At 55.4% G+C, this 15,050-nt stretch carries 15 protein-coding genes; 11 read left to right on the plus strand and 4 right to left on the minus strand.

The window, feature by feature from the left end; genetic code table 11:
* Positions 1–232: 232 nt before the first annotated feature.
* The 5 genes from VLX68_11595 (at position 233) to VLX68_11615 (ending at position 3,920) form a co-directional block, all read left to right on the plus strand.
* Positions 233–1,492, plus strand: coding sequence for a GGDEF domain-containing protein (locus VLX68_11595; protein HUI92881.1), 1,260 nt, complete (start codon positions 233–235; stop codon positions 1,490–1,492).
* A gap of 86 nt (positions 1,493–1,578) precedes the next feature.
* Positions 1,579–2,415 (plus strand): 4Fe-4S binding protein, encoded by an 837-nt coding sequence (locus VLX68_11600; protein HUI92882.1) that lies wholly within the window; start codon positions 1,579–1,581, stop codon positions 2,413–2,415.
* A 1-nt stretch (position 2,416) separates the two neighbouring features.
* Positions 2,417–2,629, plus strand: a complete 213-nt coding sequence (locus VLX68_11605) for a hypothetical protein (GenBank protein ID HUI92883.1) — start codon at positions 2,417–2,419, stop codon at positions 2,627–2,629.
* Between the two features lie 246 nt (positions 2,630–2,875).
* The gene (locus VLX68_11610) at positions 2,876–3,070 is read left to right on the plus strand and encodes a ferredoxin (protein HUI92884.1); all 195 of its coding nucleotides are present in this window, start codon (positions 2,876–2,878) and stop codon (positions 3,068–3,070) included.
* 127 nt (positions 3,071–3,197) lie between these two features.
* Positions 3,198–3,920, plus strand: coding sequence for an RsmE family RNA methyltransferase (locus tag VLX68_11615; GenBank protein HUI92885.1), 723 nt, complete (start codon positions 3,198–3,200; stop codon positions 3,918–3,920).
* Between the two features lie 348 nt (positions 3,921–4,268).
* On the opposite strand, the gene VLX68_11620 is transcribed toward VLX68_11615, so the two are convergent.
* Positions 4,269–4,988 carry a hypothetical protein gene (locus tag VLX68_11620; protein ID HUI92886.1) on the minus strand — a complete coding sequence of 240 codons (720 nt, stop codon included), beginning with the start codon at positions 4,986–4,988 and terminating at the stop codon, positions 4,269–4,271.
* 497 nt (positions 4,989–5,485) lie between these two features.
* Between VLX68_11620 and VLX68_11625 the strand changes: the two genes are divergently transcribed.
* The 6 genes from VLX68_11625 to VLX68_11650 all read left to right on the plus strand — a co-directional run bounded on the left by VLX68_11625 (position 5,486) and on the right by VLX68_11650 (position 12,159).
* Positions 5,486–7,321 carry an ABC transporter ATP-binding protein gene (locus VLX68_11625; GenBank protein ID HUI92887.1) on the plus strand — a complete coding sequence of 612 codons (1,836 nt, stop codon included), beginning with the start codon at positions 5,486–5,488 and terminating at the stop codon, positions 7,319–7,321.
* Positions 7,322–7,536: 215 nt separating this feature from the next.
* Positions 7,537–8,337 carry a hypothetical protein gene (locus tag VLX68_11630; protein HUI92888.1) on the plus strand — a complete coding sequence of 267 codons (801 nt, stop codon included), beginning with the start codon at positions 7,537–7,539 and terminating at the stop codon, positions 8,335–8,337.
* Between the two features lie 5 nt (positions 8,338–8,342).
* Positions 8,343–9,092 carry a hypothetical protein gene (locus tag VLX68_11635; GenBank protein HUI92889.1) on the plus strand — a complete coding sequence of 250 codons (750 nt, stop codon included), beginning with the start codon at positions 8,343–8,345 and terminating at the stop codon, positions 9,090–9,092.
* Positions 9,089–9,946, plus strand: coding sequence for a glycosyltransferase (locus tag VLX68_11640; GenBank protein ID HUI92890.1), 858 nt, complete (start codon positions 9,089–9,091; stop codon positions 9,944–9,946). Before VLX68_11635 ends, VLX68_11640 begins: the two co-directional genes overlap by 4 nt.
* Positions 9,943–11,556 carry a glycosyltransferase gene (locus tag VLX68_11645; GenBank protein ID HUI92891.1) on the plus strand — a complete coding sequence of 538 codons (1,614 nt, stop codon included), beginning with the start codon at positions 9,943–9,945 and terminating at the stop codon, positions 11,554–11,556. Before VLX68_11640 ends, VLX68_11645 begins: the two co-directional genes overlap by 4 nt.
* A gap of 78 nt (positions 11,557–11,634) precedes the next feature.
* Positions 11,635–12,159 (plus strand): hypothetical protein, encoded by a 525-nt coding sequence (locus VLX68_11650; GenBank protein HUI92892.1) that lies wholly within the window; start codon positions 11,635–11,637, stop codon positions 12,157–12,159.
* 71 nt (positions 12,160–12,230) lie between these two features.
* Here VLX68_11650 and VLX68_11655 read toward each other — a convergent pair whose 3' ends face one another.
* From VLX68_11655 to VLX68_11665, 3 genes are read right to left on the minus strand one after another with little or no spacing between them, the layout of a single operon-like run.
* Positions 12,231–13,130 (minus strand): hypothetical protein, encoded by a 900-nt coding sequence (locus VLX68_11655; GenBank protein HUI92893.1) that lies wholly within the window; start codon positions 13,128–13,130, stop codon positions 12,231–12,233.
* Positions 13,127–13,897, minus strand: coding sequence for a glycosyltransferase family 2 protein (locus VLX68_11660; GenBank protein ID HUI92894.1), 771 nt, complete (start codon positions 13,895–13,897; stop codon positions 13,127–13,129). Before VLX68_11660 ends, VLX68_11655 begins: the two co-directional genes overlap by 4 nt.
* Positions 13,894–14,961, minus strand: coding sequence for a glycosyltransferase (locus tag VLX68_11665; GenBank protein HUI92895.1), 1,068 nt, complete (start codon positions 14,959–14,961; stop codon positions 13,894–13,896). The genes VLX68_11660 and VLX68_11665 overlap by 4 nt, the downstream gene beginning before the upstream one ends.
* Between the last annotated feature and the right edge of the window lie 89 nt (positions 14,962–15,050).

The following is a 15,050-nucleotide window of genomic DNA, read 5'->3' on the forward strand; positions in this document are numbered from 1 at the left end:
CGACGCAGACGCATCGAGACGACATCCTATAATCGTTCCGTAGGCCATATGTTCTGGTCTCGATACGCCAGTTTCACCGACTACTCAACGGGCGTTTTATCTTTCATTTGACCGCGCCATAATTTTTTGCGCTTTTTGCACAGACTTTAATGGTTATATCATCAAGTATATATTTTTAAAAGTCCGGTGGAAAATTCTCGTCCAAAACGATAAAATTTATTACTCAAGAGCCATGCAAAACAAAAACCAGTGGGGCCTTGTTTTTTACCTGTGCGCGGTCGCGTTTACCGGCGCCTGCGTGGCCGTGGCGCTCAATAATCCGTACAGCCACCATAAAAACCTCTATACTACCCTATTGCCCGCCATCGGACTGGCGTTTTCATTGACCGCGTTTTTCGCAGGCCATTTTTCCTATCCGCGCGTCCAGAACATCAAGGTCTATCTTGCCGGATACATCACCGGACTTTTCGGCATCGCCTACTTTGCGCTGTACAAATTTTTCTGGGCCCTGCCCGTACTTCCGCGCGCGGGGAACGGCTTTGTGGTTTTTTTGTACCTGCTCATGCTCGTGAACGGCGCAGGCATCTTGTTTCTCTCCTCGGCGTACAAGTACCGCCTGGTGCGCCAGATCACCCTGAGCGTCATCACGGTGGAAAGCGTGCTGGTGCTTGTCGCGCGGCTGTCCCCGCAAGCAACACAATGGGCGCGCGGCCTTGACCCCGACAGCATGTGGGACCCAGTATTTTTTACAGGAATGCTTCTGTTTGCGCTTGTCGCGGCGCTGAGCTGGTTCAAGGTCAGGAATGATTTTTACCTGGGTGGCCTGCTTGCGGGATGGGCATTTTTCTTCGCGCCGGCCTGGGCGTCGCGGGTGTGGTTTCACGGTGTCAACCCCGTGGAAACCGCGCTGTTCTCCATGATGCCGGTGTATCTCACCGCGAGCGTCATCATCCACTGGTTCCTGCGTATGGAGCACCGCGTTCAATACGATCCGCTCCTGCACATTTACAATAGGGATTTCTGCAGCAAGATCATCTCTGAGCAGAGCAACATCAACACGGCGCCGCCGTTCACGGTTGCCATGCTCGACCTCGACCATTTCAAAAACGTCAACGACACCTACGGCCACCAGGCGGGCGACGTGGTGCTGTACTCCGTGGCCCAGGCCATCCAGCGCGAGGTAGTGCCCAACGACACGGTGTGCCGCTACGGCGGCGAGGAGATCGTGGTCTTCTTTTCGCAGAAAAGCTTGAAAGACGTTGTGCCGGTCGTTGAAAAGCTGCGCGCGGCCATCCAGAAAATGAAAATAAAAACGCGGAAAAAGACGCTGAGCGTCACCGTTTCGTGCGGCGTTTCCACCCGCGAAGACGCCGCCCAGTCCATCATCGACGTGATCCACGCGGCAGACAAGGCCCTTTACAAGGCAAAAAAAGAGGGCCGCAACCAGGTGCGTTCCGCAAAAACCCCGCTCGAACAGCCCAGGGAAAAGTAAAAAAACACCGGTTTCTTGACGTAGATCAAGGATGAAATCCCTGTCGCGCGGTATATTCATGGTGACACGCACGTAAGGAGAATTGCATGAAACGCACCATCATCACCATTGACCGGGAAAAATGCAACGGCTGCGGCGCCTGCATTCCCAACTGCCCGGAGGGCGCCATGCAGATCGTGGACGGCAAGGCGCGGCTCATCAGTGATTTGTTCTGCGACGGTCTCGGCGCATGCATCGGCCATTGCCCGCAGGGCGCCATGGCAACCGAGGAGCGCGAGGCAGAATCATACGACGGGAAAAAGGTAATGGACAATATCGTCGGGCAGGGAGACAACGTGATCGCGGCGCATCTTGAACATCTAAAATGCCACAACCAGACCCGCTATTATAACGAAGCCGTGGAATATCTCAAGGAAAATCATATAACCATTCCTGACAAAAAGGAGGCACCTATGCACGAGCGCGGAGGGTGCCCCGGAGCGGCAACGAGGACGATTACCAAAAATCAATCTGTCGCGCCGGAAAACGGGGGCAAACGGCAGTCCGCGCTGACGCACTGGCCGGTGCAGTTGCACCTGATTTCGCCCGTGGCGCCGGCCTACCGGGGCGCCGACGTGGTGTTGTCGGCCGATTGCGTTGCGTACGCCTACGGTGATTTCCACAAGGACTGGCTCAGGGGAAAGGCGCTTTCCATCGCCTGCCCAAAACTCGACGAGGGACAGGAGGCGTATGCCGAGAAAATAACGGCGCTCATTGACAATGCAAAAATCAACACGCTCACCGTGCTCACCATGGAGGTACCCTGCTGCCGGGGGCTTCTGGGTCTGGCGCAGGAGGCGGTGAAAAAGGCGTCGAGGAAAATCCCGATCAAGTCCGTGGTCATTTCCCTGGAAGGTGAAAAACTGTCCGAGGAATGGGTGTGACATGACGTCGCGGTGCCCCGGATCGGACAACATGCGCACGCCCACGCTCGCGGTGAGCAGATGCCCCGCGTGCGGGGGGGAGGTTGAAGTGTTTTCCTCAGACGCGATGATTAAATGCGCGGCATGCGGATGGAGTTCGGAGAATTCGATGCAGTCGTGCTATAATTGGTGCAGGTATGCCAAGGAATGCAGAGAGGAAGGCAGGAAAAGATAATATTTTTTGTGGGGGAAGTTCAGGCTGTTTCATAACTGCCTAAGAAATCATGGCGCCTGCCAGTCACGGCACCGGTTCTCCCTCCGGTCGCCCCTGGCGCAAGATATAGTTGTTGTCTAAGCACAGAAAGATGTTGTTGATGAGATGGTTTTTCCTTTTAACAAGCCGAATAATAATTTTTATGCTGGCCTTTCATTTATCGTTGAATTATTTATTTTCAATAATAAATAATTAAAGGGGTTTTCCATGAAAGCCACGGTAAAAGCCGACGTGTGCATCGGGTGCGGACTGTGCGTGGACACCTGCCCGGAAGTGTTTGTCATGGACGACGAGACGAATGTCGCCAAGGCAAAGGTCGACCGGGTGCCTGCGGAGCTCAAGGACAAATGCAAGGAAGCCGCTACAGACTGCCCGGTGGAGGCGATTGTGGTGGAAGAATAACGGAGAGTTGACGAGTTGAAGCGTTGACGGGATGACGCGTTAAAAAGTAATCACGATAAATTTTCAGATTAATGGAATGACTGACCTGCCAATGAATCCCACGGCGAGCCCATTAACTTATTAACCCATGAACCCATCTTCCCATTTTCTTTTTTACTCCTCCCGCATCGAAAACGGAACGGCGTTTCTCGACAAAGAGGAATCACGTCATGTTTTTTCCGCGCTTCGCACGTCCGCCGACGATCCGATCATGATCACCGATGGCAGAGGCGCGATTTACGAATGCGCCATTCAGGAGAAAACAGCGGAAGGCGCCACGTGTGCCGTGATAAAAAAAGTTCCGTCCTCCGCGCCGAAAAAAAAGATTTCCCTCGTTGTCGGGCTTCCGGAAAAAGAGGCGTTTGGGGAACTGTGCGGGAATCTTGCGTCTCTCGGAACTTCAGAAATAATTCCAGTGGAATGTGAGTTTTGCCAGGGCCGCTGGTGGAAGGGATGGGAGACACAATCCGTGCGCATCGTGAAAAAAATGATCGCCGGTATCAAGCAGGCGAAAAGCGCATGGCTGCCGGATTGCAAACCGCCTGAAAAATTGCCAGCGGCGCTTGAAGGATGCAAAGGGTCGCTCATGCTTTTGGCGGACGAAAATGGTGCGCCGTTTGTGGATGTAGTTGACAGGACAAAAAACGCTGCAGCTTTCTCCTGCATTATCGGTCCGCCCGGCGGCTTTTCGCAGAAGGAAATTGAGTCGTTGAAGGCATCAGGCGCAGTTTCTGTTTCATTGTCGAAGAACAGGTTGAGGACGGAGCTGGCAGCTACATTACTTTGTGGAATGGTCGCGGCAATTCAATAATAGTTCCTCGTGAAGAGTCCTGCTTGACATGATGCAATAATCCCGATGGGAGTCGCAAAAGCATCTTTACTATTCAGAAGTTTGCCGACGCGGTGGGCAGGACTGGAGCTTGGTCCCGACCAAAGGGAGGAAATAGACCCGCCGGAGCGGGGTGCTGCCCGGCGCACCGCGAAGCGGCCTCGCGCCGTGGCAGCCCGAGCCGAAGGACGACGACCCTTGTGACCCTTGGAAATCCCTGACGAGGGAGAAGCACCCGAAGGGGTGGACCGGAAGGACGGCCGACCCCGCTTGCAGGGGCGAAAAATTTTTCGCTCCTACGAACGGGGGAACGCCCAAATTATTCTAAAACTACTTAAACGCAAAATAAATCCCCAGCCACGTCACGTTCCCGTAATGTGTCTCGGTGTACCGTACCGCATTCAGCGGATAGTCCTCCTCGATTTTCCACGACACAGGATAAAGGTACCTGAATGTTGACATAAGGCCGATGCCGATGCCGCTGTTGATCGCGATGTTGAGCCCCAAGCCCGCGCTGCCGCTCACGGACCAGCTCACCTCGTTGACATAACTGCGGTCGGTGAAGATCACCTCCTGGCCCGGCTGGTCCAGAAGAAAGGTGCGCTCGTTGACCCACACGGCATTGACGCCGGCGCTCAGGACAAGAAACGGCGTCACGCGGCTTTTGAACGGGAGCAGGCCGCAGAGCAGGGCCGGCTCCAGCGCGGCGTGATAATAATAGTATTTGTCAAGCGCCGGCTTTGAAGTATAGAGGGTGTCGTCGGTGACGTTGCCCGCGTCGATGCACAGGCCGGCCTGGAAGCGCAGAAAGTTGCCGAGCGGCAGCCGGACGCCGCCGGTAAGGCCCCACGTCAAGAGATTTGCGCGGGCAACCGCAACGCTTTTCTGTACGCTTTCGAAGTCCATAAATCCGGCGCGCCTGCCGTAGGTGAGGAACGGGCCGACAAAATAATCCCCTTTGGACTTTTGGATCTCCTCGGGCTGGTCCCAGGACATGGCGGGTAAACTAAGGACAAGGAGAAGTAGATGTACATGAATGATTTTCATCATTTCGTCATCAATGGGAAAAGATACACATCATTGGATGGACCCGCAAATCTGTTTCAATCCAAAATCAGGGATTTCTCGCAATCGCGTCTTTATTAAAGCGTTTTCAAAAGATCCCGGCGAAGGAAGATTATGTCCGGTCAAGGTCATATAATCTGAGTATCGTTCCTTAAGCGTACTTATAATATCTTTTTCCGATGATTTGCCATTTTCCAAATTAATTGCAAGGTTCCATGCTTCAATGAGCAACGGCTTGAGTTTGGTCCTGATGCGAACTTGGGCAATGGATGAATAAAAATATTGCATGCGGTTGATATAGGAAAATAATCCGTTGCATGACTAAAATATAGTTTGCGAAGTTTTTGCACGGTATTAATGGTAGAACCAATCCCAGTAGTGCGGGACTTTGTGCTTTATCATGCTAAACTATTGATGCACTGCACCATTTGAGGTATTTTTCCTTTACGGCAAGAAGCATCACCGCGAGGACGAAAAATTTTATGAACCAGTTCAAACAATATTTCAGAATGCTCGGGTATCTCAAACCCTATATCACCATGCTCGTTCTCACCGTGGTGCTTTCGCTGCTCGTGGTGACGTTCGAGTCGCTGTCGCTCTGGTTCATAGGCCCCCTGAGCAATGCGATTTTCAAGCCCGAGACCTTTTCCATTGTCAAACCAGAGTTTTCCATCAGCCACATCAACGACTCGCTTAAATATTGGACCTATCTCCTTGTCAAGAGGGATAGCGTGTTTGACACCCTCAAGATCGTCTGTTTGTACCTGGTGCTGTTTTTTTTCGCGAAAAACGTATTTGCGTATTCCAAGGGGCTTGTCACCGGCAATCTGAACTATGTGGTCACCCGCGATATGCGCAACCACCTCTACTCCCACGCCCTGGTGCTGCCGGTCACCTATTACGACCGCAACCGGTCGGGCAATATCATCTCGCTCATGTTCAACGACATCGCGGTGATCAACAATTCCATGATGGGGACGTTTGAAAAAATCGTCACCGACCCGCTGCGGCTGGTTTTCTTCATTTCCATCCTGGTCATCCTCAGCCCGAAGCTCACGCTTTTTGTTTTCCTCATTTATCCCGTTCTCGGGTTTTGCCTGACGCAGATCGGGCGCACGGTGCGGCGCAGGAGCCGGCGGTCGCTCGAAAGCGTGTCGGGCCTGTCCTCGATCATGAACGAGATCGTGAACGGCATCCGTGTTGTCAAGATGTTCAACATGAACGAGGCCGAGGAAAAGAAGTTCAAGGCCGAAAACCAGTATTTCACCAGAGCGAGCTTCCGCGCGCAAATTTTCAACGCGCTGTCGAGCCCGCTTGTCGAGACGCTCGGTATCGTCATGGTGGCGGGGCTGCTGTGGTTTGGCGGCAGGGACGTGCTTATGGGAAAGAACTTCACCTCGGCGGACTTCATCACCTATATGGCGTTCCTGTTCATCATGTTCCAGCCGCTTAAGTCGCTTTCGCAAGTGAACAACGCCATCCAGACCGGGCTTGCCGCCGCCGGCCGGGTGTTCGCCCTCATCGACACGCCGCCCGAAAAGCTCTCGAGCGTTTCGTCAAGCGCCGTTCCGCGTTTTGAAAACGACATACGTTTTTCCAACGTCCGCTTCACCTATCCCGGGTGCGAGGAGGAGGTCATCAAAGACGTGAGCTTTTCCGTGAAGAAGGGCCAGGTGGTGGCGCTCGTGGGGTCGAGCGGCAGCGGCAAAACCACCATCCTCGACCTGCTGCCGCGGTTCTACGACATTACCAGCGGCTCCATCACGATCGATGGAGTTGACACAAGAGAATTCGACCTCGTGGGGCTGCGCAGCCTGTTCGGCATCGTGTCGCAGGAGACCGTGCTGTTCAACGACACCGTGGAGAACAACATCGCCTACGGTATCGCCGGCGCGCCGCAGGAGAAGGTGATCGAGGCGGCCAGGGCCGCGCAGGCGTGGGAGTTCATCGAGAAGATGCCCAAGGGGCTCGCCACCGTGATCGGCGAGCGCGGCGTGATGCTTTCTGGAGGCCAGCGCCAGCGGCTCTCCATCGCGCGGGCCCTACTCAAGAACCCGGCAATCCTCATCCTCGACGAGGCCACGTCGGCGCTCGACACCGAGTCGGAGCGGCTCGTGCAGGGCGCCATCAACAACCTCATGAAGAACCGCACCGCGCTCGTGGTGGCGCACCGGCTCTCCACCATCGCGGCGGCGGACCGGATCGTGGTGATGGAGGAGGGGCGGCTCACCGAACAGGGCACGCACGGCGAGCTGATGAAGCTTAACAAGCGGTACAAATACCTGCACCAGATCCAATATTCTCAAGAAACGGCATAGCAGTCATGCTTGCTGCGGTTCCACCCTCGTCATCATCGGCCGGTCTGACAAGGTGAAGAAATATTTTTAGGGGATTTGACATGCGATGCGCTTTACAACGGACAATGCTGAATGCCAATACGGTTTTTTTCAATGAATGGACGATTGGCGAAATCGCGGCGGCGAAGGCGCCTATTCCCCAATAAGCGCAAAATGCAATGGCATCGAATCTTCATATGCTAATCTTCTCCAAGGACCGGGCCTGCCAGCTCGACTCCCTGCTGCGCAGCATACGGGATCATTTTAAAACGGCATATGCATCAATCACGGTGTTGTATAAGGCGACGGGTTCGGAATTTGAAAAAGGGTATGACGTGGTGAAAAGAAATCCGGCAATCGAAAAGCAATCGTGGATTGCCGAAAAGTCATTTCAAAACGATGTAAGGGCGATCTGCGGCAACCTTGATACGGAATCGTTGGTCATGTTCCTGGTGGATGATGACATAATGTTCAGACCGTGCGCAATTGACAATGTGCTCAATGCATTTTCCGATGAGCACCTTTTCATCAGTCTGCGCGCGAGCAGAACATACGCGGGCGACACGCCGCCGGAATTCATCATCCACGGGCCCTATCTTGAATGGAAATGGAATTATTCAAAGCGCAGGTGGGTGACGTGGAATTATCCCTTCAGCGTTGACGGCAACATCTACCACGTGAAACATATCCAGAAAATCATAAAGAAAATCGTGTTTGAAGCGCCGAACTCATTTGAAGGCAGGATGCACACCCATCGCCACCACTGGTGGGTGAAGCGGATAAAAAAGGCGCTGGCGCCGATTGGCGCATCGGTGTTCAACAATCCGCTCAATAGGGTGCAGGCGGAGAGCAAGACCTGGCACGGCGACGTTTCGGCCGAATCGCTCAACGCCGCGTTTCTGTCGGGCATGCGCATCGACAACAGCGCTTTGTACCGAGCGACGCCCGGCGCCACGCATTTCGGCATGGGAATAACGTTTGTCAAGGAACAGGAATAACGGGCATGAAGGCGCTTAACCGGTTCCGCCAGAAATATCTCCCGAACACGCTGGTGCGCGTGGCGCGGAAGCCGCTTGACTATTACGTGTCCCTGCTGGCCTCGGGCACGCCGTTTTCGTTTTCGCGGTTCGGCGACGGCGAATGGAACGCGATGCTGGGGCGGCCGGGCGAAAACTGCGACGGCCACGCGTTTTTCCCCGAGCTCGGCAGGGACCTGCGCGACGCGCTCGTTGCGCGGCCGGCCTATCTGTGCGGCATGCAGTACCGCGCCATCCGTGACATGGGAACCGACATCAAGAGGTTCCTTGATTCGCATAAGGTAACTGTGGCGTGGCAGGACGCCGACGTGTTCCATTACGCGAACAACGACGGAACGCTGTTCCCGCTTGTTAAGCAATTGCGCGCCATGAAGGTGGCGGTGGTGGGCCCGCCGCATCTGAGCGCCATGAGCGACAGTGTTTTTCCTTACGATCATTTCATTGAAATACCGCTCAAGAACTGCTACCTGAACAGGGACGACATCGAGCGGCGGATAGGGTCCTATTACGAATCGTCGGGCCCGGCCGTGATCGCATTTTCGGCATCCATGACCACGAACGTGCTTATCCACCGGCTGTATCCGCTCATGGGAAAAACGTCATGGCTCATCGATTTCGGATCGCTGTGGGACGTGTATGTGGGCGTCAAGTCGCGCGGCGGCTATGCGTCGGAGGACTGGACGCTCCGCATAAAAAAGAACCTGGGTTTAGCATGACATTTGAGAACATGGACACTCGTGAAGGAAAAAATACCGCCGGGGTCCCGCTGGTGTCGGTGATCATTGCCGTGTATAACAAGCCTGAATTCCTTGAAAAGGTATTTCTGTCTCTTGTCAACCAGACGTTTTCCAATTTTGAGATCCTTGTCGCGGACGACGGCTCGGGCCCGGAAATCGCGGAATGCATCGCGCGATACGCGCGTAAGTTCGTCCGTCCGGTCCGCCATGTGCGGCACGGCCACGACGGATTCCGCAAGACCGTGATCGCCAACAAGGCCGCAGGCGCGGCCACTGCGGAGTACCTGGTGTTCATCGACGGCGACTGCGTTCTGCACAAGAAGTTTCTCCAAAGCCATTTTCGCCACCGGGCGCGGCGCACCGCGCTCGGCGGCAGAAGGGTCATGCTTGACAAATGGATTACCGAAACGATGACCAACGAAGATGTTTCGACGGGCAGGTTTGAAAAACCGTGGTTCTGGTGGAACCACTGCGAACGTGGCGACCGCAAGCACGGCCTTCATGTGCCGGGACTGTTTGCGCTGTCGAACCTGGGGAAAAAGGGCTATTCTTTTTACGGCAGCAATTATTCACTATACAAAGAGGATTTCTGCGCGGTCAACGGGTACGACGAATCGATCGTGGGGCGCGGCATCGAGGACGACAACCTGCGGGAGCGGCTCAAGCTGAATGGCGTGGCCGTCAGGTCGGTCACCCGGGAGGCGGTGCAGTTTCATCTGTTCCATGAGTCGGCGCCCGTTCCCCATTCCAAAGAAGCGATCGATAAATACTGTTTTCCGCAACAGGCATGGGCGGACAAGGGGATTGCGGCCAGGGAGGGGATGACTGCATGAAGAAGCTTTCCATCGTCACCGCGGTGCACAACCAGCTCGAATACAGCAGGCTGTTTTTCGAGTCGCTCAAGCGCCACACCGTTCACCCCTTCGAGCTCATCATCATCGACAACGCATCGCACGACGGGTCCGCGGAATTCTTCGAGCATGCCGGCGCAACGGTGCTGCGCAACAAGAAGAACCTCTGCTACGCCTGCGCGCAGAACCAGGGCCTGCAGCACGCGTCGGCCGAGTTCGTCGCGTTCCTCAACAACGACATCTGCCTCTCCAACGCGTGGGACAAGACGCTCATCGAATACCTTGACGAATACAAACTCGACGCGATATCCCCGTGCGGTATCGAGACCATGGAGTCGGAGAGCGCAACGCGGCGCGCCATGCGGCGGTGGCGCAGGATCAACGCGCTGCAGCGGCTGCGCGCCGCCGCGGGCATCCGCTACACGGCGCACGACCTCGCCCGGCTTGTGCGGCTCATGTACGGCAGCTGGGACAGGTTCACGGAAAAAAGGCGCAGGGAGTTCACCCGGTTCCTGTATCCGGGCATTTCGGGGAACGCAGTGGTGGCCAGGAGGGCCCTCTTCGAAAAACTAGGGCCGTGGAACACGGAGGTCAGCGCGCCCGACTGGGACCTGCAGCTCCGGCTTGTAAAGGCACAATCGGAAACCGGCGCCGCCCGGCAGTGCATGATCGCGGGCGACGTTTTCGTGCACCACTTCATACGCGCCACGTTCAGGGCGTCGCCCGCCCCGCACGGCTGCCTGCACGCCTGCACCGACATCACCGGACACTACGCCAAAAAAGACCTCGTCTATCTGCGACGGCCCGCAGTGTCGGTGATCATCGCGGTACACAACAGGCCCGATTTCCTCGAAAAGGTGTTCGCGAGCCTCGCGAACCAGACCGTACGCGATTTCGAGGTCGTGGTCGCGGACGACGGCTCCGGCCCGGAGATAGCCGCGCTTGTCAAGCAATGGCAGGGGCGCTTCGGCCATCCCGTGGGCCATGTGCGCCAGGAGCACCGCGGCTTCAGAAAGACCATCATCGCCAACCGGGCCGTGGCGGCCTCGCGCAGCGACTACCTCTGCTTCATCGACGGCGATTCGGTGCTGCACCACAGGTTCCTCGAGAGCCACCTCGTGAACCGCCGGGTGCACGCGGTTCTGTCGGGCAGGCGCGTGATGCTGCCGCGGGCGCTCACCGAATCCCTGACCCTCGCGGACATCACCGGCAGGCGCGTGGAGAAGCTTTCGTTTCTGCGCAGGCGCGTCGAGGACGGCAGCATCAAATACGCGGTGCGCCTGCCCGGGCTGCCCAGGGCGGAAAACCTTTTCGGCAAGGAATACTGGATCCTCGGAAGCAATTTCTCTGTTTACAAAGGCGACTATTACGCCGTCAACGGCTACGACGAGACCCTCACGGGCCGGGGGCTCGAGGACAACAACCTGTGCGCCCGCTTCAAGCGCCGGGGGCTCCACGTGAGAACCATCACGCGCGAGGCCATCCAGTACCATCTGTTCCATTCTTCGGAGCCCATTCCGCACGACAGGGCCGCGATTCAGAAGTACGGCCATCCGGATCATTATTGGGCCGAAAAGGGAATCGTGCAATAAATTGAAGAAAGTAAATTGTTGATTGCGGCATTAACGGGCTCAAAAATTATATTGATAACATCATAGGAAGGGGTTTTTATGCTTAAACATTGTTCAATCGCAGCAACAATCATCGCATGCCTTGTTTTTTCAACGGGCGCTTTTGCAGCGGACTGGGCGACGAGCGCGGGGAGCTGCTACGCCGCCGGCGACAAATACCTTGACGTGGGAATACCGATTCCCATGTACCCGGCCGGCGTGCACGCCGCGTTCGACTACGCGTTCCACGACGCGATTTCCGGCGGCGGCGGCATCGGGTTCAGGTATTATTACGGATGGTCTTCGTGGTACTACAATTCATTTTATCTCACCTTTCTGGGCAGGGCCGCGTTCCACCCGTTCAACTTGAAAGTGCTCGAAGACAAGATCAAAGTCCGCGACAAGCTCGATGTGTATGTGGGCCCCTGCTTCTGGGTGGCGCCGTCGCTCAACGGGTACGTACCCGACTGGGGCGTGCGCGAATTCATCGGCCTGCGCTGGCATTTTTCACCCAAGTTCTGCCTGTTCGTGGAAGACTGCGGCGGGTTCGGGTTCCTTGACGGAGGGATAACGTTTAAATTTTAATTGATAGATTTTATTTAATGGGAGGGCGCAGGTGGTTCACCTGCGCTTTTTATTTCATCATCCATAATTTTTCAAACATCCTTCAATAAGATATAATTCTTATACCCTCCGACCTGCCTACCGCCGAAAAACGTTTTTTCAATCCAGGTGAGGATGCGGTGCTTAAGGCTTTTTCGCGGGCCCGTGGACTTTCCCTTGTTGTAAAGTAATTCCTTCCAGTCCATTTCGCTGATCCTTTTTTCCATGACCTTGGGCTGTGTTCCTTTGTAAACGGCGAGTTTTTCCATGGGGCCGAAATCGAACTGCGCCGGCCGGTGCCCGAACATCTTTCTCGCCTCGGCTTCGCCGTGATAGGTGGTTTCGATTTCCGCGTTGCGTCGCTGCATGAGGCGCGGGTGGCGAACGTACCCGTAGTGGAACATTTCGGCATTGGCGAGCGCGACGCGGAGTTTTTTTTCCCCGCGCCTGAACGACTGCGCGTCGCCGAACGACTGCGCGCCGATGTTGTTCCGTACGATGCGTATTTCGTACGGGTACCAGCCGTGGCTGTTTTGAAAATGCGTGTAGTCGCCCCAGAAGTGCTTGTAGGAAAACAACAGGCCCTCAACGCGGCCGTCGCCGAGGAGCCGCTCGCAGCGCGTTCGCACGATGTCAAGATAGCGCTCGTGGAGCACCTCGTCGGCCTGGAGATAGAAGCACCAGTCGCCCGTGCACTGGGAAAGCGCGATGTTGGTCTGCTGGCTGTAAACAGCGCCTTTGAGCGTATCGCGGTCGGTCCATACGGTGTCGATGATGCGAACCTTGGACGAGCCCACGGCGGCAACGATGTCGCGGGTGCGGTCGCCCGCGTCGCCCGCGCCGATCGCGATCACGAATTCATCGCACACGGGAAGGATCGATGCAATGGATTCGGCAATGGGATAGCCGAGTTTGTCGGCGTTGCGTGCGAAGGAAAAGCCGGACAGTTTCATATCTTTGGAATAAGGGCGCCTGAATGCCGCCGTTCGAGCAGTTTGACGTATTTGACAAAAGGGTACATGGCGGAGAAAAGCGCCCAGACAAATCCCGCATAGCCGTCGAGAATGCAGCCTTTGATTAAATAAATTTTGATAAAGGTGAGGGGGAACCTGGCGATCGCGCCGAGCGCTGAGACCGTTTTCTCTTTTTCCAAAAGCGATTGCGCTGCGGCAGTGGTGTATTTGTTGAATTTTTCAAAATAATCGCTGATGCTGCCGTAACTGTAATGGAGGAGCTGGCCTTTGAGGGAACCGGTTTTTCCTGGCAGGCATACCTTTTCATGGACTTTTTCGTCATCAAAAGTTCCGGCGTTTCTGTTGAACAACCGGAGCTGTTTTTTCTTGTATTCACCGCCAAACCGCAGGAGCCTGCCCAGGAAAACGAGCGACCGCGGAATATAATAGCCCTGCGCAGCAGGCGATCCAGCCGAAAACAGCGAAACGATTTCCTGTTTCAATTCCTCTGATACCACTTCGTCAGCGTCAATGGAAAACACCCAGTCGTTGCCCGCTACAGAGACCGCAAACCGCTTGTACGGGCCGAAACCGTCAAAAGGCCTATTGAACACCCGGCATTTGTATTTTTCGCAGAGGGAAAGCGTCGCGTCGGTGCTGCCCGAGTCCGCAACCACGATCTCATCGCAGAAGTCAAGCGACCCGAGGGTGCGCCCGATGGTGTCCCCGACATTATGCGTGATGATGACGGCGCTGATTTTTATCATACGTGCAGACTTTCAGCGTAAACGGCCATTGTCTTTTCTACCATGGCATCAAGAGAAAATATGTTGCGGCCGCGGGCCCCGCAGCGTTGCGCGGCGGCCTTTGCAGCGGGATAATCGCCCATGAGGGCGAGTGCCGCGGCAGCGAGCCCTTCGCTGTCGCCGCGCTCCACGAGCGGCCAGCCTTCCGGGAACAGGTCGCGGGTGCCGCCCGCGTCAACCGCCGCGCAGGGGATGTCGCGCGCCACGGCGTCCAAAAGCGCGCTGCCGAGCCCCTCCGCCGACGAGGTTGACACATACGAATCGAACGCGCTGTAATATTGAACGGCGTTGTCGAGCTTGCCTTTGAAGACGATGGTTGCGGAAAAGGAATGGCGGCGCTTCAGTTTTTCGTTAAAAGGCCCTATGCAGACCAGCATCGCATCGGGTTTCCGTTTCCCGATGTCCGATGCGAGATGAAAAAGCAGCGAAACGTCTTTTTCCGCGGTGAAATACGCAACGGTCCCTATTACAAAGCGGTCGTCCGGGATGCCGAGCAGCTTTCTTGCCTGCGCCCTTGGAAGCATGGCCGCGTTGACGTCCGCGCCGTCGCCGACGACGTACACGTTTTTGTCGCCGGCAATCTCTTTGCACTGCGCTGCAACCGCGTTTGAAACGGCGATGATCGCGGCGCAGGAACCGTATTTTTTGCGCGACAAAAACCCTTTTGACATGGGAAACGCGACACGCCGCGTATAAACAACCGGAACGCCGGTGGATTTTCCGGCAATCACGCCGTGCGTCAGGGCGTGGCTGTCGTGGCAGTGGATGACGTCTGGCTTGTTTTTTTTGACGATTCCAATGAACCGCAACAGCGCGAAAAGGTCCCATTCGCCGTTCCACGACACCGGCACGGTGTTTTCCAGCCTTTGTAATGCAAGTTCGCCGTTTTTTCTGCAGACAAGAACGCTTTTATAACCTCGTTTGAGAAGACCTGTGTGGAGAAATAAAACCTGGCGCTCTCCGCCGCGAAGAAATTTTCCGGTGGAGAAGTGGAGGATGGAAAGATTGGAATTGTTTGACGACATAAGAGTCCATTAACAAGAAAACATGATGACGATTTAGTTTCGTGAAAAAGGTACATAAACCAACAATTAACAATCCATAGACAATTTAT

This window comes from Chitinivibrionales bacterium (assembly GCA_035516255.1).
In the GTDB taxonomy this organism is placed as follows: Bacteria; Fibrobacterota; Chitinivibrionia; order Chitinivibrionales; family FEN-1185; genus FEN-1185.